This window comes from Vibrio sp. TH_r3, from assembly GCF_033101115.1.
Lineage (GTDB): Bacteria > Pseudomonadota > Gammaproteobacteria > Enterobacterales > Vibrionaceae > Vibrio.
On the sequence record NZ_JAWMPW010000007.1, the window covers coordinates 89,589 to 109,752 of the forward strand.

General features: G+C 40.4%; 13 protein-coding genes. 2 read left to right on the plus strand and 11 right to left on the minus strand.

Annotation, left to right across the window (positions count from 1 at the left end; genetic code table 11):
* Positions 1 to 203 precede the first annotated feature (203 nt).
* On the plus strand, positions 204 to 1,559 hold the full coding sequence (stbD, locus tag R3X26_RS08760) for a fimbrial usher protein StbD (protein ID WP_317716927.1): 1,356 nt from the start codon (positions 204 to 206) through the stop codon (positions 1,557 to 1,559).
* Positions 1,560 to 1,699: 140 nt separating this feature from the next.
* Here the strand turns inward: stbD and recA are convergent, their stop codons facing one another.
* On the minus strand, positions 1,700 to 2,743 hold the full coding sequence (recA, locus tag R3X26_RS08765; protein ID WP_317716928.1) for a recombinase RecA: 1,044 nt from the start codon (positions 2,741 to 2,743) through the stop codon (positions 1,700 to 1,702).
* 148 nt (positions 2,744 to 2,891) lie between these two features.
* Here recA and modF point away from each other — a divergent pair, with 148 nt between their 5' ends.
* Positions 2,892 to 4,349 (plus strand): molybdate ABC transporter ATP-binding protein ModF, encoded by a 1,458-nt coding sequence (gene modF / locus R3X26_RS08770; protein WP_317716929.1) that lies wholly within the window; start codon positions 2,892 to 2,894, stop codon positions 4,347 to 4,349.
* 127 nt (positions 4,350 to 4,476) lie between these two features.
* On the opposite strand, the gene carB is transcribed toward modF, so the two are convergent.
* The 10 genes from carB to murC form a co-directional block, all read right to left on the minus strand.
* Positions 4,477 to 7,695, minus strand: coding sequence for a carbamoyl-phosphate synthase large subunit (carB, locus tag R3X26_RS08775; RefSeq protein ID WP_317716930.1), 3,219 nt, complete (start codon positions 7,693 to 7,695; stop codon positions 4,477 to 4,479).
* Positions 7,696 to 7,710: 15 nt separating this feature from the next.
* On the minus strand, positions 7,711 to 8,850 hold the full coding sequence (gene carA, locus R3X26_RS08780; protein WP_317716931.1) for a glutamine-hydrolyzing carbamoyl-phosphate synthase small subunit: 1,140 nt from the start codon (positions 8,848 to 8,850) through the stop codon (positions 7,711 to 7,713).
* A gap of 480 nt (positions 8,851 to 9,330) precedes the next feature.
* Complete coding sequence (gene dapB / locus R3X26_RS08785; protein WP_317716932.1) at positions 9,331 to 10,155, minus strand: 4-hydroxy-tetrahydrodipicolinate reductase; 825 nt, start codon at positions 10,153 to 10,155, stop codon at positions 9,331 to 9,333.
* Positions 10,156 to 10,338: 183 nt separating this feature from the next.
* Complete coding sequence (gene mutT, locus R3X26_RS08790) at positions 10,339 to 10,737, minus strand: 8-oxo-dGTP diphosphatase MutT (protein ID WP_317716933.1); 399 nt, start codon at positions 10,735 to 10,737, stop codon at positions 10,339 to 10,341.
* A 170-nt stretch (positions 10,738 to 10,907) separates the two neighbouring features.
* Positions 10,908 to 13,628, minus strand: coding sequence for a preprotein translocase subunit SecA (gene secA / locus R3X26_RS08795; RefSeq protein ID WP_317716934.1), 2,721 nt, complete (start codon positions 13,626 to 13,628; stop codon positions 10,908 to 10,910).
* 533 nt (positions 13,629 to 14,161) lie between these two features.
* Positions 14,162 to 15,079 (minus strand): UDP-3-O-acyl-N-acetylglucosamine deacetylase, encoded by a 918-nt coding sequence (gene lpxC, locus R3X26_RS08800; protein WP_317716935.1) that lies wholly within the window; start codon positions 15,077 to 15,079, stop codon positions 14,162 to 14,164.
* A gap of 100 nt (positions 15,080 to 15,179) precedes the next feature.
* Positions 15,180 to 16,439 (minus strand): cell division protein FtsZ, encoded by a 1,260-nt coding sequence (gene ftsZ / locus R3X26_RS08805; RefSeq protein ID WP_317716936.1) that lies wholly within the window; start codon positions 16,437 to 16,439, stop codon positions 15,180 to 15,182.
* 29 nt (positions 16,440 to 16,468) lie between these two features.
* Positions 16,469 to 17,734 (minus strand): cell division protein FtsA, encoded by a 1,266-nt coding sequence (ftsA, locus tag R3X26_RS08810; protein ID WP_317716937.1) that lies wholly within the window; start codon positions 17,732 to 17,734, stop codon positions 16,469 to 16,471.
* Positions 17,727 to 18,500 carry a cell division protein FtsQ/DivIB gene (locus R3X26_RS08815; RefSeq protein ID WP_317716991.1) on the minus strand — a complete coding sequence of 258 codons (774 nt, stop codon included), beginning with the start codon at positions 18,498 to 18,500 and terminating at the stop codon, positions 17,727 to 17,729. Before R3X26_RS08815 ends, ftsA begins: the two co-directional genes overlap by 8 nt.
* A gap of 193 nt (positions 18,501 to 18,693) precedes the next feature.
* Positions 18,694 to 20,157 (minus strand): UDP-N-acetylmuramate--L-alanine ligase, encoded by a 1,464-nt coding sequence (gene murC / locus R3X26_RS08820; protein ID WP_317716938.1) that lies wholly within the window; start codon positions 20,155 to 20,157, stop codon positions 18,694 to 18,696.
* Positions 20,158 to 20,164: the final 7 nt, after the last annotated feature.

A 20,164-nucleotide genomic window follows, 5' to 3' on the forward strand; every position in this document is an offset into this window, starting at 1 on the left:
ATACAAAAATCATCTTGTCCTCCCTCGATTCATTATCAGCCAATCAAATGAATAAAATGGGCTATCGATTTTCTACTATGCTTTGAGTGATACAAATTTAACTGTTCACTTTCGATAAATGAGTATATGCAGCGAGAGTGTTTGTTTATGCCTAGTTCAATAATAAATTCACAAACTGATTTTGGTACGATTTTGGAAAAAAAATGAAAATAGTTGTCAATCTAATCACTTTAATTTTTCTGTTGTGGAGCTCAATTGCGATATCAAGCTGTAGAAGACTCGATAATAGTAACTCAACTTACTTATTATCTGATGAAGCTATCGCTGCCGGTTATTACGTTAGTAGTAATGTAGATGGTGCGAGTGATGGAAACTACGGCAGTCTTGGGTTACCTGGTACCATTAATATTAATAGTGGCACTGCATTTCAACCAGACGGAACGGTATTAGCGTCCTCTGTCGCGTCATTTTTAACTAGCGCAAACAGAACGGCCTACGGTGAAAAACAAGTCCTTTACCGCTGTGACTTATCGGATAAAGATGAATTGTACGAATTTTATGCAACCAATGGCGATGACGATCGAGCAGGGAAACAAGAAGTGCCCACTCAACCCGGTGCGTATTATACCGATTATCGATATGCGGCATCACGCTTTACAAACCTTGTAACGGGTGAATATTATTCACGTTACTGGAAAGCAAGAAGGCTCGACCCTTCTGAGATGTTTGCTGATAGCAATTATATTTACGTTCATGCAGGTATATTCAGCGATGTTGCAATTGAAGTGATCAAAGTATCAAATGACACTGAAAACGACGGCGCAGATAGTGGCCGATATACCCCAACTAGTAACCGAACATTAGCGTATATCGCTTTTAAAGGCGGTGGCTTAAGTTCTGGGTTGTCTGTTGGATGCGATCATGGCGGGGGTTGTTATAGTGGTTGGTATTCTGATTGGCCTGGCGGCTGGGGGTGGCAAAACCAATTAACTTTTGTTCGAGGTGCTTATTGTAAAGTCACTGATTATACGCCGCATATTATGTTCGCTACGGTTAGTAATGAATATTTGGATGGTGGCGGCACTGTTACAGGCGATTTTTCAGTGGGATTGATGTGCGAAACCGATGCAGTGTCCGGTACTTCAGCGAATACCAGTACGAGTTCTTCAATTACAACAAGGCCAGTATCAATGGGGTTCTTAGCCAATTCAAGTAACGCAATCTCAAAGGCTCAAACACTGGGTCTAACCAGTACAGGTGGAGGACTGACTTATTTGTTAAGTAACAATTACGGTGAACCGGGGATTGCACAAGGTGTCGGCATTAGGATCTATGATAGTAATAATAGAGCGATGCAACTGTTACCAAGTTTGCTTACTGGTACTGGAAATTCTGGTGGTTGGTATGGTTATCAAGAATTGACACAGCTAGCAGCAACTGAAGTGGATCACAATATATATCGGGGCAATTTTTCAGCATCGCTAGAAAAATTACCAGGCGAAACGATTACAGCAGGGAGAGTATATGGTCAGGTTCAAATTATTGTCAGCTTTCAATAACCTGATTGATTCTTTTGAAAAGCATGAGTGTTTTGAAAGCTTGAGTGTTTTGAAAACGTAATTTTTTTAAAAGCTTAACGTTTGAAAACCTCGTGTTAGCGAGGTTTTCATTACTTTTAATTTTTATAACATTGCTTCTGTTACAACTCTGGTTCTGGTTGGATAGCCTCAGGTTCTTCAGATTCATCACTGACGACTGGTGCTAATAGTAATTCACGAAGTTTAGTTTCTATCTCTAGAGCTGTTGCAGTATGCTCGCGCATATATTTGCTGGCATTCGCTTTACCTTGGCCAATTTTATCACCTTGATAACTGTACCACGCCCCTGCTTTTTCAACCAACTTATGCTTAACACCCAAATCAATTAGCTCGCCTTCTCGGTTAAAGCCTTTTCCGTAAAGAATTTGTGTTTCCGCTTGCTTAAATGGCGCTGAGATTTTGTTCTTAACAACTTTAATTCGCGTTTCATTACCTACTACTTCATCACCTTCTTTAATTGCACCGGTACGACGAATATCAAGACGAACAGAAGCGTAAAACTTGAGGGCATTACCACCTGTTGTGGTTTCTGGGCTACCAAACATAACACCAATTTTCATACGAATTTGGTTGATGAAAATACACATGCAATTGGATTGTTTCAGATTACCAGTTAGCTTACGCATTGCTTGAGAAAGCATACGAGCTTGAAGCCCCATATGACTATCACCCATTTCACCTTCAATTTCCGCTTTAGGGGTTAGTGCGGCAACAGAATCGACAACAATAACATCGACTGCGCCAGAACGAGCCAGAGCATCTACAATTTCAAGTGCTTGCTCGCCAGTATCAGGTTGAGAAACCAAAAGTGCATCAATGTCTACACCCAAAGCTTTAGCATAAATAGGATCTAGAGCGTGTTCCGCATCAATAAACGCACACGTTTTTCCTGCACGTTGAGCAGCAGCAATCAACTCAAGTGTTAGTGTTGTTTTACCAGAACTTTCTGGGCCATAAACTTCAACAATTCGTCCCATAGGAAGGCCACCGGCACCTAATGCAATGTCGAGAGACAAAGAACCCGTTGAAATTGTTTCTACGTCCATAGTGCGGTTATCGCCAAGACGCATAATTGAGCCTTTACCGAATTGTTTCTCAATTTGACCTAGAGCCGCTGCCAGCGCCTTTTGCTTATTTTCGTTCATTACTTTCTCCGCACTATTTGCTTAATTGCGATTAATTATACTGTAGATTCATACAGTGTCTATAGCTGTGTGAATCTTTTTTTCTATTTATACCCTAACTCATGGTTTAATTACATGTTGCCATAAAATAATAAGGAAATAGTGAAAAATGGAGATTACTTTTCGCCAAGTAACACGACAAACCACCAGTACAATGCTTGAAATAAAAGATTGGCATATTTCTCAACATCAATCTTGGGGAATATTCAGTACAGAAGGTGATATCGGCTCCATTCTTGGTGATCTACTTTGCCAAGAACAGCAAGTTGATCACGGTGAAATTATAGGTCTGACTAAAAATATCGCACAAATTTCACTAACCGAACAACAGCGTTTATTAGAATCCGAACTGGCTATTGATGATACTGATTTTATGGATAAAATCGATACTGGTAGCACGGTTTATTCTCTTATTTATCAACAGTGCAACGATGATAATCTTACCAACACGCTTATTGAAGAACTTGACCTAACTCACTTGTCACACAGCGGTTTTCGAGTGTTATCAACGGGAGAAACTCGTCGTTTAATGCTTGCACGTGTGCTTGCCTGTCAGCCGAATCTGTTAATATTAGACGAACCCTACGCTGGCTTAGATACATTACATAGAAATAACTTAGCTAGGTATCTTGCTAACCTTGCACAATCCATTCAGTTGATCGTGGTTGTATCACGCGAAGATGAAATGCCAGAATGGGTGGATAACATCGCCTTATTTGATAATGGAAAACTGATCGATACGATGCCGCGATCCAGTTGGAATAATCATCCAATTATAGCTCAACTTGCTGCTCAATCAGAAGTTCAAAGTGAAAAGGTGATGGCTCTCATCCACAAACACAAGCATATTTTTAAATTCGACAATCCACTGTTTGAATTGACCGATGGCAAAGTAGCTTACACTGACACAATCATATTTTCCCAGGTCAATTGGCGTATTAATAATGGCGAACACTGGCAAATTCGTGGCCCAAATGGATGCGGAAAAAGCACTTTATTAGGGCTGATTTTTGGCGATCATCCACAATGTTATAGCAACAACATTCAGATTTTTGGTAAGCAAAGAGGCAGTGGAGAAACGATTTGGGATATAAAGAAAAATATTGGAATGGTGTCATCATCACTTCACCTACAATATAGAGCAAGTTGTAGCGCATTAGATGTCGTATTATCCGGATTTTATGATTCAATTGGTTTGTACACTCAACCATCAAAAAAAGAAATTGATATTGCTAAAGAGTGGCTCGATATTCTGCACATGGAAAAATTTATAAAGACACCATTTAAACAATTAGAATATGGCCAACAACGATTACTGTTGGTTGCAAGAGCCTTAGTAAAACAACCTGCTCTGCTTATTTTAGATGAACCCTATCAAGGGTTAGATAATCTTGGTAGGCGCTTAGTAATGAAAACGTTAGACATGATCGCGAAAGAAAATTTAAGCCAACTACTCTATGTATCTCATTATGAACAAGATACATTAGATAACGTTAAAAACTTTGTCGATTTTGTTACCAATGAAAATAGTAATGGTTATAAAGTCGTCATTCACTCTAGCCAATAATAGCAAGGTAGCAAGGTAGCAAGGTAGCAAAATTATATATAAACAGGACATATTCGGATATAAAAAAGCCGTAATAACTAATCAGGTTATTACGGCTTTATTGTTATTTAATCAGCAAAAAAACTCATTATTTGATTTTTGCATGTAACTCTTGAATTGACGTTACCGATTTACGATTGTCTGCAGTATGCGCCATACAAGTGGCAAATGCGGCATTCAATGTAGTGGTATAATTCACTTTTTCTTGCAGTGCGCCACGACGTAAGACTTTAGAATCTTCAATTGCCTGACGTCCAGCGGCAGTATTAATAATGTAGGTGTACTCATTATTTTTGATACGATCAAGAATGTGAGGTCGACCTTCATGTACTTTGTTTACCAAGCGTGGGTTAATACCCGCTTCGCCTAGAATAACCGCGGTTCCATGGGTTGCATCTAATTGATAACCAAGCTTGGTTAACTTAGAGGCTAAATCTACCACACGTTGTTTATCGTTATTACGAACCGATAACAATGCCCGTCCGCCTTCTGGGTATTCTTTATTACATCCAAGTTCAGCTTTGGCAAACGCTTCAGCGAAAGAGGCACCAATCCCCATAACTTCACCAGTAGAACGCATTTCTGGACCAAGCAATGGATCAACGCCCGGGAATTTATCAAACGGTAATACTACTTCTTTCACCGAATAATAAGGCGGAATAATTTCTTGAGTAAAGCCTTGAGATTGTAAAGACTGCCCAGCCATTACTCGCGCGGCGATTTTAGCTAACGGCGCACCGGTCGCCTTAGAAACAAACGGTACGGTACGCGCAGCACGTGGGTTCACCTCAATGAGATAGACCTCGTTATCTTTAACCGCAAACTGAGTATTCATTAGACCACGAACGCCAAGCTCAAATGCTAGCTTCTCAACTTGCTCGCGCATTACGTCTTGAATTTCTTTACTTAGCGTATAAGCAGGTAAAGAACAAGCTGAATCGCCAGAGTGAACACCAGCTTGTTCAATATGTTCCATAATACCGCCAATGACCACACGCTCGCCATCACAAATAGCATCAACATCCACTTCAACCGCATCATCTAAGAAGCGGTCTAAAAGCACTGGCGATTCATTTGAAACACTAACCGCTTCATTAAAGTAACGCTTTAAATCGGCTTCATCGTACACAATTTCCATTGCACGACCACCAAGAACATACGATGGACGAACCACTAATGGGAAACCGATTTCTTTGGATTTTTCAATCGCGTGTTCCATTGCCGTTACCGTTGCATTCTCTGGCTGTTTAAGGCCAAGACGCTCAACTGCTGCTTGGAAACGTTCGCGGTCTTCTGCTCGGTCAATAGCATCAGGGCTAGTACCAATAATAGGAACGCCTGCTGCTTCTAAAGCTCGTGCAAGTTTAAGAGGTGTTTGACCACCATACTGAACAATGACACCTTTAGGTTTTTCAACTCGAACAATAGATAGCACATCTTCTAACGTGATCGGCTCAAAATAAAGTCGGTCTGATGTGTCGTAATCGGTCGATACCGTCTCAGGGTTACAGTTGACCATAATGGTTTCATAACCATCTTCTCTCAAAGCAAGAGAGGCGTGCACACAGCAATAATCAAATTCAATACCTTGACCGATACGATTTGGACCACCGCCGATAACCATAATTTTTTCTTTATCAGTCGGTTGCGACTCACACTCTTCATCATACGATGAATACATATAAGCGGTATCCGACGAAAATTCTGCTGCACAAGTATCTACACGCTTATAAACAGGGTGAATATCATACTGGTCACGTAAACGACGAATCTCACTTTGCGCTATGCCTAAAAGTGTTGATAAACGTTCATCAGCAAAACCTTTACGTTTCACTTTGCGTAAGATGTCTTTATTTAAACCAGCAAACCCACCCACTTTAAGCTGTTCTTCAATCTGAACCAGTTCTTCAATTTGCACTAAGAACCAACGATCAATAGAGGTAAGATTAAATACGCCATCAACAGATAAACCTGCACGAAATGCATCGGCGATATACCAAATACGCTCAGCACCTGCTTCTTTTAACTCATGACGAATTTTAGTCAACGCATCTGGCGTATCAAGATCAACCATCTCATCGAAGCCAGACGCCCCTACTTCTAGGCCACGTAGCGCTTTATGCATAGATTCTTGAAAGTTACGCCCAATAGCCATAACTTCACCAACCGACTTCATTTGAGTGGTTAGTCGGTCATTAGAACCCGCAAATTTTTCGAAGTTAAAACGAGGGATCTTAGTAACAACATAATCGATGGTTGGTTCGAAAGAAGCTGGAGTCGCGCCACCAGTAATATCATTCATTAACTCATCGAGAGTATAACCAATCGCTAATTTTGCCGCGACTTTTGCGATAGGGAAACCTGTAGCTTTTGAAGCTAACGCAGAAGAACGGGATACACGTGGATTCATCTCAATGATAACCATTCGGCCATCTTTAGGATTGATACCAAACTGAACGTTTGAACCACCTGTTTCTACGCCAATTTCACGCAATACTGCTAACGAAGCATTACGCATTAACTGATATTCTTTATCCGTTAATGTTTGAGCAGGTGCAACAGTAATAGAGTCACCAGTATGGATACCCATTGGGTCAAAGTTTTCTATCGCACAAACAATGATGCAATTATCATTCTTGTCGCGAACCACTTCCATTTCATACTCTTTCCAACCAATAAGCGATTCATCGATCAATAATTCATTGGTTGGTGAAAGATCTAAACCACGTCGGCAAATCTCTTCAAATTCTTCTTTGTTGTAAGCAATACCGCCACCAGTACCACCCATAGTAAACGAAGGGCGAATGATACATGGATAGCCAACCATTTCTTGAACTTTGTACGCTTCTTCCATGGTTTTAGCTGTATCCGCTCTTGGGCACTCTAAACCAATGGATTTCATTGCTTTGTCGAAGCGAGAACGGTCTTCTGCTTTATCGATAGCGTCTGCGGTAGCACCGATCATTTCAACACCGAATTCTTCTAAAACTCCGTATTTTTCTAAATCTAATGCACAGTTAAGAGCCGTTTGTCCGCCCATTGTCGGCAAAACAGCATCTGGACGTTCTTTCTCTATAATATTGCGAACTACTTCCCAATGAATCGGCTCAATGTAGGTTGCATCGGCCATTTCAGGGTCAGTCATAATAGTCGCTGGATTCGAGTTAACCAGAATAACTCGATAACCTTCTTCTCTTAATGCTTTACATGCTTGTGCACCAGAGTAATCAAATTCGCACGCCTGACCGATTACAATCGGGCCAGCACCAAGGATTAGAACACTTTTGATGTCATTACGTTTTGGCATTCTTTTCGACTCCGTTTATGCGCTGTGCTGTTGAATAAGTTCGATAAAATGGTCAAACAATGGGGCTGCATCGTGAGGACCAGGGCTTGCTTCTGGGTGACCTTGGAAGCTAAATGCTGGTTTATCGGTACGATGAATACCTTGTAGTGACCCATCAAAAAGAGAAACATGAGTTGCTCTTAGGTTTTCAGGTAGCGTAGTTTCATCCGCAGCAAAACCATGGTTTTGAGAGGTAATCATCACCACATCTCTATCTAAGTCTTTCACCGGATGGTTAGCGCCATGATGACCAAACTTCATTTTCTTGGTTTTTGCACCCGATGCTAAAGCTAAAATTTGATGCCCTAAGCAAATACCGAAAATAGGCAGTCCTTTGTCCAGAAAAACTTTGGTTGCTTCTATCGCATACGTACAAGGTTCTGGATCGCCTGGGCCATTAGACAAGAAAACACCGTCCGGATTCATCGCGAGAACGTCTTCAGCTGGAGTTTGGGCTGGCACAACCGTTAATCGGCAACCTCTATCAACTAACATACGTAAGATATTTCTTTTGGCTCCAAAATCGTAAGCAACCACATGGTAAGGTAATTCGCTGTCCGCTTTTGCTTCCGGCAAGCCGCCAATCAACGTCCATGAACCTTGCTTCCAAGCAAAAGATTCTTTAGTGGTCACTTCTTTTGCTAAGTCCATCCCTTTTAGGCCTGGGAACTCTTTGGTTTTTGCGAGTGCTAGTGTTTGATCTAAGCTATCACCTGCAACAATACAACCATTTTGAGCGCCTTTCTCTCGTAGGATACGCGTCAGTTTTCGTGTATCAATATCAGCGATACCAACAATATTTTGCGATTTTAAGTAATCCGACAAAGATTGTTCATTACGAAAATTTGAAGCAATAAGAGGTAGATCTCGGATAACTAAACCTTGAGCATGAATTGCGTTAGACTCTTCATCTTCAGTGTTTGTACCGGTATTGCCAATATGAGGGTAGGTAAGGGTAACGATTTGTTGAGAATAGGAAGGATCAGTGAGGATTTCTTGATACCCCGTCATCGAGGTATTAAAAACGACTTCTCCGACTGCAGAACCTAGTGCCCCAATGGAAACCCCGTTAAAAACTGTCCCATCTTCTAGGACAAGCATTGCTGACTTACTCAAGACAACCTCCAGAATAAAAATGCATAAATTTTGTATTAATTTGCAATTCTACCTTCCTTACCGCTGAATACAACAGCTTAATGGAAATTAGACAAATTGGCGGTATTCTAGTGATCCGTGTGATGAGTGTCAACAACATACCGTTTTGTTTTGTTTATTTTTTAAGGGCTAATAAGCTCATCTTCTTCAAAAGCCTTGAAATATGAACTTAACTACAGATAAACGCACCGAAGCACAACAAATCAGTCAAAATAAAACGATATTATAAAAAAACACAAAATATAACACACAGTAACAATAGCAAACGATAACGCACGCCAGTTAAGTAACACTTTTAAAGGAAATAGACTACAAATAGGATAGAAAAGAGAAAAAGAATAGATAAAAACCGAGAATGGCTCAATAATTTCGCTTTAATAGTTAAAGAAAAAAGTCATCAGCTGTATAAGCGCCAACCTGGGTTGACGCATAAATATGTAATTATAAATCGTTGAGTTGTAATACATCTGTCATAGTATAGAAGCCGGCTTGCTTTTGATTTAACCAAACAGCAGCTTTTACTGCACCATTTGCAAATGTCATTCTGTCCGTTGCTTTGTGGGTGATCTCAACTCTTTCACCAATATCAGCAAACATCGCAGTATGTTCACCAACAATATCACCGGCTCTAATAGTTGCAAAACCAATTTCATTTTTGCTACGTTCGCCTGTAATACCTTCACGAGCATAAACCGCTACATCACTCAAATTGTTATCCATTGCTCCGGCAATGGCTTCCCCCATACCGATTGCGGTTCCAGAAGGCGCATCGACTTTAAAACGATGGTGCGCTTCAACAATTTCGATATCGCAATAATCGCCCATTACTTTTGCGGCTTTTTCTAGCAACTTAAATACTAAGTTGACTCCAACACTGTAATTTGGAGCCATAACAATAGAAATTTGTTTAGAGGCTTCATCAATCAACTTTTGTTCATCGGCAGAAAAGCCTGTGGTGCCAATAACTAATTTTTTCTTATGCTTTTTGCATAATTCAATATTAGCTAAAGTACTTTGGGGTACCGTAAAATCAATAATGACATCAAACTCAGCGATCGCCTTTTCTAGATTATCGACAAGAGCAATATTAAAATGCCCTTCTCCACATAGTTCACCAACATCAACACCAACAAGTGATGACTCTGGTCGCTCAGATGCTGCTCCAACAGATGCGTCTGAGGTGTGGTGAGTAGCTTTTACTAAATTGCGGCCCATTCGACCCGCGGCTCCTGCAATCGCAATTCGAACCATTGCGTCTATCTCCATATGTTTGAGTTAAATCCAATTTAACTGAATTAACTATGTGCTTCAAGATTTGTTGAGCATGCTCATTGCTGTAACTTAGCTTACGCGTGCCTATTACGTATAACTTGAACACTGCTTGTAACTTAGAACCGATCATAACTTAAAATCGATCGTAACTTGAAAATTGAATATAGAATGAGGCATTTAAACTCTTAACTCAATTAGTTTATGTACTATAGGTACATTCGCTTTAGGGAATTGGTAATCTACTAGTGATTCTAATTTGACCCATTGTCCTAATTGTCCTTCTTTACCAAAAGGTTCATGTTCAAATTGAGTAACTGTAAAAAAGTCAAATTTTAGTGATTTATCGGGGTAGTCATAATTAAGGTGTTCAAATAGGCTCAATTCGCTTACCACGATCCCTACTTCTTCATACAGTTCTCGAATCAAACCTTGCTGAGCACTTTCATTGTTCTCTACTTTACCTCCGGGAAATTCCCACAAGCCACCTTGATGTGCATCTTTCGCGCGTTTAGTAATAAATATCTTATCTTTTTCGGCATTAAAAATAATGGCCGCGACAATGTGTAACCGTTTCATATTTAGCCCATATACTGATTGTTAGCTAACTAATCTGAACTCTGGATATCCTAAATTAACTGACAGCATAAATGGACATCCTTTATATTTCAACCAACCAATTTTATATTTCATGCATAAAAAAGGCCGCTTTACGCGACCTTTTATTACCCACTACTCAACTCACTGCCCTAGCCTATTTTGCCATGGCACTGTTTGTATTTTTTACCAGAACCACATGGACAAGGTTCATTTCGACCAACTTTACGTTCGTCACGAACCATAGGTTTTGAACCGTCACTTGTTTGTTCTTCTTCTAACTGATTTTCAGTCGTGCTGTGTTGGAATTGTTGGCGACGTGCAGCCTCTTCTGCCTGTGCTTGACGCTCGGCCTCCATTTTATCCACTTCTTCTGGTTGCTGAACTCTTACTTTACTTAAAATCATAATCACATCGGTTTTAAGCATCTCAAGTAAGTTTTCAAATAACTCAAAAGATTCGCGCTTGTATTCTTGTTTAGGGTTTTTCTGAGCATAACCACGTAAATGGATACCTTGACGTAAATGGTCCATCGCAGCAAGGTGCTCTTTCCATAAGTTATCAAGCGTTTGTAGCATTACCGATTTTTCGAAATTACGTAAAACTTGAGCCCCAACGGTCTCTTCTTTTGCCTTATAAACTTCAACAGCAGTAGCTAAAATACGTTCACGCAACGCTTCTTCATACAGTTTATCGTCTTCATCTAGCCAAGTTTGAATGGGTAAATCAAGATCGAAGTCATTTTTCAAACGCGCTTGTAACCCTTCAATATCCCACATATCTTCAAGTGATTGCGGTGGAATATATTCATTCATTACTGCATCGAATACATCTTCTCTGTTGTGATCGATCATTTCGCTGATATCATCAACTTCCATTAATTCATCACGGAGTTCATATACAACTTTACGCTGGTCATTGGCTACATCATCATAATCAAGAAGCTGTTTACGAATATCGAAGTTCCTACCTTCAACTTTACGTTGGGCTTTCTCGATTGAGCGAGAAAGCATACGACTTTCAATCGCTTCACCTTCATCCATACCACTTTGAATTAGACCTGCCATGCGGTCTGAAGTGAAGATACGTAATAATGAGTCTTCCATCGATAAATAGAATCGTGATGAACCTGCATCACCTTGACGGCCTGAACGACCACGTAACTGGTTATCTATACGTCGTGAATCATGGCGCTCGGTACCAATAATATGTAGGCCACCAGACGCAAGCACTTTATCGTGTTCTACTTGCCATTTTGCTTTAATTTCTTCAATTTGAGCTTCACTAGGCGACTCTATTTTGCTGACTTGAGCTTGCCAACTGCCACCGAGTACAATATCGGTACCACGACCTGCCATGTTGGTGGCAATGGTTACCGCGCCGGGAGCACCCGCAAAAGCAACAATGTCTGCTTCTTGTTCGTGAAATTTAGCATTCAGTACATTGTGCTTAATTTTGGCTTTCTTTAAAGCGTTCGAAAGTAGTTCTGATTTTTCAATTGAAACCGTACCGACTAGAATTGGCTGGCCTTTAGCTACTCGTTCTTTTATATCTTCAATAATTGCCGCAAATTTCTCCGATTCTGTGCGATAAACCACATCGGGCATGTCGTCTCTAACCATAGGTTTGTTGGTTGGAATAACTACGGTATCCAAGTAATAAATTGACTGAAATTCAAACGCTTCCGTATCCGCTGTACCTGTCATACCAGAAAGTTTCTCGTATAGTCGGAAATAATTCTGGAAGGTAATAGATGCTAACGTCTGGTTTTCGTTCTGAATTTTTACGCCTTCTTTAGCTTCTACTGCTTGGTGTAATCCTTCAGACCAACGACGTCCTGGCATAGTTCGTCCAGTATGTTCATCAACAATGATCACTTCATCATCTTTAACGATATAATCAACGTCTCTTTCAAACAATACATGAGCTCTAAGTGCCGCATTCACATGATGAAGTAAACTAATATTAGTTGGAGAATAAAGAGTATCTCCCTCTTCCATCATTCCATTACTAATAAGCAGCTGTTCAACAAACTCTTGACCAGTTTCAGTCAAATGAACCTGTTTAGATTTCTCATCTAGCGTGTAGTGCCCATCACCTCGATATTCCTCGGTATCTTCTTCTTCTTGACGTTGAAGTGAAGGAATAAGCGTATTAATTTTGGTATAAAGTTCGGAGCTGTCTTCAGCTGGACCAGATATAATTAGTGGTGTTCTTGCTTCATCAATAAGAATGGAGTCAACTTCATCCACAACCGCAAAATAGCGATCTCTCTGCACTCGGTCTTCTTTACGGAATGCCATGTTATCTCGAAGGTAATCAAAGCCAAACTCGTTGTTTGTACCGTAAAGAATGTCGCATTGGTACGCTTGCTGTTTTTCTGGTGGTGACATATTAGGAACGTTAATGCCTACCGTCATACCTAAAAATTCGAATAAAGCTCGGTTGGTTTCTGCATCTCGTCGAGCAAGATAGTCATTGACTGTAACAATGTGTACCCCTTTACCGGGCAAAGCATTTAGGTAAGCGGCCAATGTTGCTGTTAATGTTTTACCTTCACCTGTACGCATTTCGGCGATTTCGCCAGAGTTCAGTACCATACCGCCGATAAGTTGAACATCGAAATGGCGCATACCATAGATGCGTTTGGAGGCTTCGCGTACCGTTGCAAATGCTTCTGGTAGAATTTGATCGAGTGACTCACCTTTTTCTATACGTTGGCGAAACTCAACAGTTTTTCCTTGCAGTTCTTCATCTGAATAAGCGGTAAATTCAGGTTCGAAATTATTAATTTGTTTTACAATCTTTCGTAATCGACGCAGTGTTCGATCATTACGACTGCCAACAACTTTCGTCAGTAGCTTACTTATCATTTTGTGCCTATCTCATGTTGTTTGGCTTGAAGCCTTCTCAATGCTTTCTCGTTTAGACCGATTAGTCTCATTTAAAACAAGAACTCTGAAAAATATTCTATTGGTCAGATACTTTTTCTATTGAACAAATATTATTCTGTGGACCAGATACTATTCTATGAACCAGATATTGTGGCTAGCCTGATGAAATTCAAGTTATGTTTAAAAAGATCTCATCATATTAAGGGATAAATCGATTTATTCCATCAGCAATTAGATTATTTTGACTCAGATAGAGTTTTTTTGTTCACAATGCTCAGTAAACAAACAAGTTTACTCAATATTTGTCTTCAATAATGATGTTGTAGATCATCAAATCCGGCAATTGAGCGTTATTGTCATCGATAAGTGACAATTGTTGCCGCTTTTTAATGTTGATTAAGACTGGCTCATAACGGTAGCAATTATATAGGAAAAATAATTGGTAAAAAATTAAGTAAAAAAAACCAGACTAAAAGTCTGGTTTTTTACAAATGATGTAAAAGTATTTTTGTTTATGCTAGAACCATATTTGGTTCGACAAAAGCAACAGGCGAGCCAGCTTCTTCTTCAAAGGTTGCCCATTCCCACGCTTCTTGATCGGCAAGAACGGCACGTAATAGTTGATTATTTAGCGCATGGCCAGATTTATAAGCGCGAAGCTCTCCAACAATGCTATGACCACACATATACAGATCGCCAATAGCATCCAATACTTTATGTGTTACGAACTCATTATCAAAACGAAGACCTTCTTCATTAAGAATACGGTATTCATCAAGGACGATTGCACAATCGAAACTACCACCTAAACACAGATTTTGAGATTGGAGGTACTCAATATCATGCATAAAACCGAACGTACGCGCACGCGATATATCTTTAATAAAGGCATGAGTCGAAAAGTCGAATAGAAGGTGCTGTTCATCTGCATCAATCGCAGGGTGCTCAAATTCTATTTCGAAATCCATACGGAATCCGTTATAAGGCACAAGTTCAGCCCATTTATCGCCATCGGTAAAACGCACTGGTTTTTTGATACGAATGAACCGCTTTGGTGCATTCAATGTTTCTATACCAGCAGATTGCAATAAATAAACAAATGGGCTTGCGCTGCCATCCATAATAGGAATTTCCGGCGCATTGACTTCAACGATAACATTGTCGATACCCATGCCAGCCAGTGCTGCATTTAAGTGCTCAACAGTCGAAATTCGTACGCCTTCATCATTAACAAGAGCGGTACACAGCATGGTATCACGCACAGACGAAGGGTCTGCTGGGAAATCAACCGCAGGGTTAAGATCGGTACGACGATAGATAACACCTGTGTTGGCAGCTGCTGGACGCAAGGTAAGCGTAACTTTACGTCCGGAGTGCAAACCAACCCCAGTTGTTTTTACGATTTCTTTCAGAGTACGTTGTCTGATCATCTACCTTGCCTCTAGTTAGTGTTATTTATCACTGCCAGTGATAAAACTGACCGCGGATACTACCACAAACTAGACCTTTGTCAAATTTATAGTCTATTTCTTAGTCAGCTTGGCGACGAAGAAATGCGGGAATATCCAAGTAACCACTTTCTTTATCCGTCTTAGGAGCCGCGCTTTGGCTTGCATTACCGCTTGCTTGTGACGAGCTATTTGCCTCTGAATGACTACTAGCTTGTGCATGCGACTGACTACTATTTGACGTTGTTGATTGTTGTGGCTTTAATTCTTCTTTTTGATGCAAAACCTGTGCCGTTTTATCTTCAACTTTGGCGGCTATAGGTTGAGCATTTGCTGGTTTCGGTTTTGCTGCCGAGCCAGCGACTAATGTCATTTCAGGTTTTCTTTCTGCGCCAATGCCTGTTGCAACTACGGTTACACGGAACTCTTCACTCATATCAGGGTCAAGAGAAGTACCGATTACTACAGTTGCGTTATCTGAGGCAAACGCTTTTACTGTATTACCAACGGTTTCGAATTCGTCTAAACGCATATCTAGACCAGCGGTAATATTAACTAACACACCACGAGCACCTGATAAGTCGATATCTTCGAGTAAAGGGGAAGATATTGCCGCTTCAGCAGCAAGTTCTGCACGCTCTTCACCACTACCAACTCCGCTGCCCATCATCGCATGACCCATTTCAGACATTACGGTTCTTACATCCGCAAAGTCGACGTTAATCATGCCTGGTCGCGTGATAAGCTCCGCGATCCCTTGAACTGCATTTTTTAGTACATCGTTTGCATAACCAAATGCTTCAAGCAAGGTTACGCTTCGACCATATACTTTAAGTAATTTTTCGTTCGGAATTGTTATCAAAGAGTCAACATGTTTAGAAAGTTCTTCAATTCCTTGCTCTGCAAATGCTAGACGCTTTTTACCTTCAAAGCCAAATGGCTTTGTTACTACGGCAACGGTAAGGATATTTAGTTCCTTTGCTACTTCAGCAATAACCGGTGCAGCACCAGTACCTGTGCCCCCACCCATTCCGGCAGCGATGAATACCATATCGGCACCATTAAGCACTTCTTTAAGTTTTTCTTTGTCTTCCAGAGCGGAATCACGACCAACTTGAGGATTAGCACCCGCTCCTAACCCTTTGGTAATATCACCACCGATTTGGATAACACTACTAACACTGGCTTTACGCAATGCTTGAGCATCAGTGTTGACACTAATAAACTCAACGCCCTCTATAGATTCACGAACCATGTGCTCTAACGCGTTACCGCCACCACCACCAACACCAACGACCTTAATTACTGCATCGTCAGACATTTCCATCATCGGCTCAAACATGTGTTATCTCCGCTTTTCCTGCTCTCAGGTTAAAACTCATTTTGTATCCAATTACGCATTCTACTAAAAACTGAGGCAAATGAGGAACGTTTTGGTTCACTATATTCACCATCATCATTAATTTGACTATCTTTTGCGTAATGAAGTAATCCAACAGCCGTAGAATTATACGGCTCTTTAACGTAATCAGTAAGCCCACTGACTTCTAAAGGCTTACCTACTCGAACTCGGTTAGCACCAAAAACACGTTCAGCACATTCAACCATTCCTTCCATTTGCGAAGCACCACCGGTTAAGACAACACCAGCAGCAAGGTGATGTTTAATACCATCATCTCTTAGCTTCGCTTGCACGGTATTCATTGACTGATTAATAAAGCCCATTAATTCAGCGTACCGTGCTTCAATAACGCCAGACAATTCTTGACGTTTTAAGATTCTCGAAGGTCTACCACCAACACTTGGTACATTTACTGTATCATCTTTGCTGACTAATTCGCCAAGTGCACAACCATACCTAACTTTTATTTCTTCTGCATCACCAACAGGCGTACCAAAAGCGAAAGCAATGTCACTGGTTACAGAGTTACCCGCATAAGAAAAAACCTCTGTATGTCTTAGAGCGCCACCAGTCCATATTGAAACGTCCATAGTGCCAGCTCCGATATCAACTACGCAAACTCCGAGTTCTCTTTCATCTTCGGTTATGACAGCATTGCTTGATGCCAAACCAGAAAATACCAGTTGTTCTACTTTTAAGTTGCATCGTTCAACCGCTTTTATAATATTTCTCGCCATATCGTTGTGGCAAGAAATAAGATGAACGCTGACTTCCATCCGAACACCAGACAAACCTAATGGGTTTTTTATGCCTTCTTGATAGTCAATCGTAAACTCTTGTGGGATAACATGCAAAATTCGCTGTTCTTCACCAATTTTTATCGATTTAGCGGTATGGATCGCTCTGTCCATATCATCTTGAGATACTTCTTCGTCGGCAATAGTACCCATGCCTTTTTCTATACGGCTAGCAATATGTTTACCTGAAATAGATAAATACACACTGCTGATATTACACTCAGCCATCAATTCGGCTTGGTCGATTGCTCTTTGTACTGACTTAACTACCGACTCAAGGTCGTTAACACCGCCTTTATCCATGCCTCTGGACGGGCTACTTCCCGCACCGATTATGTTGACTTGACCATCGGGAAGTACTTCCCCAACTAATGCAGATACACTTGCAGTGCCAATATCTAGGCCAACGATAATATTGTCGTCTGCATTTCTAGTCATTTATTCTCTCTTGTTCTAAATCATCTTCAGGAAACCAACCCACCGCAGCTCCTGTATCATATCTAAGATCTATATAACTCACTCGTTGAGTCTCGTCACCTAAACGGTGATACAAAGACAAAAACCGTTCAAGCCTTTCATCCAATGAATCTTTACCTAATTCTAGTCGAATACCATTATCTAGTATAATTTGCCAAGCATGGCGGTCATTCAGTACTAGCGAAGATATATGTAACCCTAACGGTACAAACAATGGGCTAATTTTATGCCATGTAGCAAGCACTTCTCTATTACTGCCTGAAGGCCCATAAAGTTTAACTTTATCTTCTTTCAATTCTGCCACGTCGGCTTTAAATACATCACCAGATAGGTTTAATAATGCGTTTCCATTCCAAATAGCAGACGCTTTATGCTCAACTAAATAAACTTTAATTAAGTCAGGCCACTGCTTACGAATAGAAACCTGCGCTACCCAAGGTAACTCAGTAATAGTTTGTTGTAATTCATCCACATTTTGTGACATGAATGTACCAATACTATCCATATTACTCAGTGCAAGTTGTATATCTTTGCCTGAAATATATTCGAGTTCACCTTGCAATATCAATTTTGAAAGGGGAAGACGTTGTTCATCTAACATCCAACTAAAAGTAAGATGTAATAAAAAGCCGATGGAAAATAATACTAGCAGTAAGAACATGCTTCCAATAGCATGCTTTTTGATTTTTTTTACATACTTCTGATCAACTCTATATTCAGAAGTCATTTCGCTTACTGCTCTATTCATAAATATAACGTTTTTCACACTAACAAGTTAACCTCTTTTTACAAAGAGTCTAATTTATTAATGCATCCATTCTAGCAATCAAATTATACTTAGCCTTAGCAAAGTATCTACCCCTGCCGAATAATATTCGACTAAAAAACCATAAATCATATCATTTTAATCAGAAATAAGATTACTTATTATTTCGCATGGCGTTTATATTTAATTTCAAACTCGCCAGTTGTTTCGCGACTTTTCCAACGTCACCCGCCCCTTGAGTCAAGACTAAATCACCATCTTTCATCAGATTTGCCAACACCGATGGCAAGGCTTCTTGATTAGCAACAAATACTGGGTCAATTTGGCCTCGAGTGCGTATCGTTCTGCATAATGACCGGCTGTCGGCTCCTTGTATTGGTTTTTCCCCAGCAGAATAAACATCTAGCATAATAAGTACGTCGACATTCTCTAATACATTGGCAAAATCGTCATATAAATCTCGAGTACGGCTGTAGCGATGAGGCTGAAAAATCATCACAAGCCTTTTGTCTCCCCACCCTGCTCTTGCGGCTTGAATCGTTACGTCAACTTCACTCGGATGGTGTCCATAATCATCCACTAACATAACGTTACCGTTACCTGTTTCAAACTCGCCTAAATGATCAAAACGACGACCAGTTCCTTCTGTACCGGCCATTGCTTTCATAATCGCGGTATCAGAAATATCATCTTCGGTGGCAACAGCAATCGCTGCTGTTGCGTTTAATGCATTGTGACGACCTGGAATATTTAGAGTAATATTTAGCGGCTCTTTTCCCGCTCGAATAACAGTAAATGTTCCTTGCTGACCTTGTTGTGAGTAATTTTCTAAACGAACATCAGCATCTTTAGAAAAGCCATAAGTAATAACTTGACGACTAATTTGTGGAATCAGTTCTCTAACAACAGGATCATCAATACAGACAATTGCTTGGCCGTAAAAAGGCAAATTATGTAAAAAATCGATAAAAGTTTGCTTAAGGACGGCAAAGTCACCACCGTAAGTATCCATATGATCAGCTTCAATATTGGTTACTATGCTGACCATAGGTTGAAGGTGTAAAAAAGACGCATCACTTTCATCTGCTTCTGCGATTAAAATACGGCTGGATCCTAAGCGTGCATTTGTTCCTGCACTTTTAACTAAGCCACCATTAACAAATGTAGGATCCATTCCAGCTTCAAAATATATTTGAGTAACTAATGCCGTGGTGGTTGTTTTACCGTGAGTACCGGCTACAGCGATACCATGACGAAAACGCATTAGCTCAGCCAACATTTCTGCTCGTTGAACAACAGGAATTCGCTTATTTTTTGCTGCGACGAGCTCGGGATTATCAGCTTTGATTGCGGTTGATACGACAACAACACTAGCCTTTTCAATATTTTTCTCTGAATGACCAAAGTAAATATCTGCCCCTTTACTACTTAGATTATCGGTAACCGCATTAGAAGCCAGATCAGAACCTGAAATTTGATAGCCTTCATTCAGCAACACTTCTGCAATGCCGCTCATTCCTGCACCACCAATACCCACAAAGTGGATACATTTTACGCGCCGCATTTCAGGGACAACTGCGCGAATTTTTAGTAAATCTTGAGTAGGGTCTAAGGTCATTACATTG

What these genes read in the sequence shown, in the direction of transcription:
- stbD (WP_317716927.1), top strand. Translation starts at nt 204, where the DNA reads ATGAAAATAGTTGTCAATCTAATCACTTTAATTTTTCTGTTGTGGAGC.
- recA (WP_317716928.1), bottom strand. Translation starts at nt 2,743, where the DNA reads ATGAACGAAAATAAGCAAAAGGCGCTGGCAGCGGCTCTAGGTCAAATT.
- modF (WP_317716929.1), top strand. Translation starts at nt 2,892, where the DNA reads ATGGAGATTACTTTTCGCCAAGTAACACGACAAACCACCAGTACAATG.
- carB (WP_317716930.1), bottom strand. Translation starts at nt 7,695, where the DNA reads ATGCCAAAACGTAATGACATCAAAAGTGTTCTAATCCTTGGTGCTGGC.
- dapB (WP_317716932.1), bottom strand. Translation starts at nt 10,155, where the DNA reads ATGGAGATAGACGCAATGGTTCGAATTGCGATTGCAGGAGCCGCGGGT.
- mutT (WP_317716933.1), bottom strand. Translation starts at nt 10,737, where the DNA reads ATGAAACGGTTACACATTGTCGCGGCCATTATTTTTAATGCCGAAAAA.
- secA (WP_317716934.1), bottom strand. Translation starts at nt 13,628, where the DNA reads ATGATAAGTAAGCTACTGACGAAAGTTGTTGGCAGTCGTAATGATCGA.
- lpxC (WP_317716935.1), bottom strand. Translation starts at nt 15,079, where the DNA reads ATGATCAGACAACGTACTCTGAAAGAAATCGTAAAAACAACTGGGGTT.
- ftsZ (WP_317716936.1), bottom strand. Translation starts at nt 16,439, where the DNA reads ATGTTTGAGCCGATGATGGAAATGTCTGACGATGCAGTAATTAAGGTC.
- ftsA (WP_317716937.1), bottom strand. Translation starts at nt 17,734, where the DNA reads ATGACTAGAAATGCAGACGACAATATTATCGTTGGCCTAGATATTGGC.
- R3X26_RS08815 (WP_317716991.1), bottom strand. Translation starts at nt 18,500, where the DNA reads ATGACTTCTGAATATAGAGTTGATCAGAAGTATGTAAAAAAAATCAAA.
- murC (WP_317716938.1), bottom strand. Translation starts at nt 20,157, where the DNA reads ATGACCTTAGACCCTACTCAAGATTTACTAAAAATTCGCGCAGTTGTC.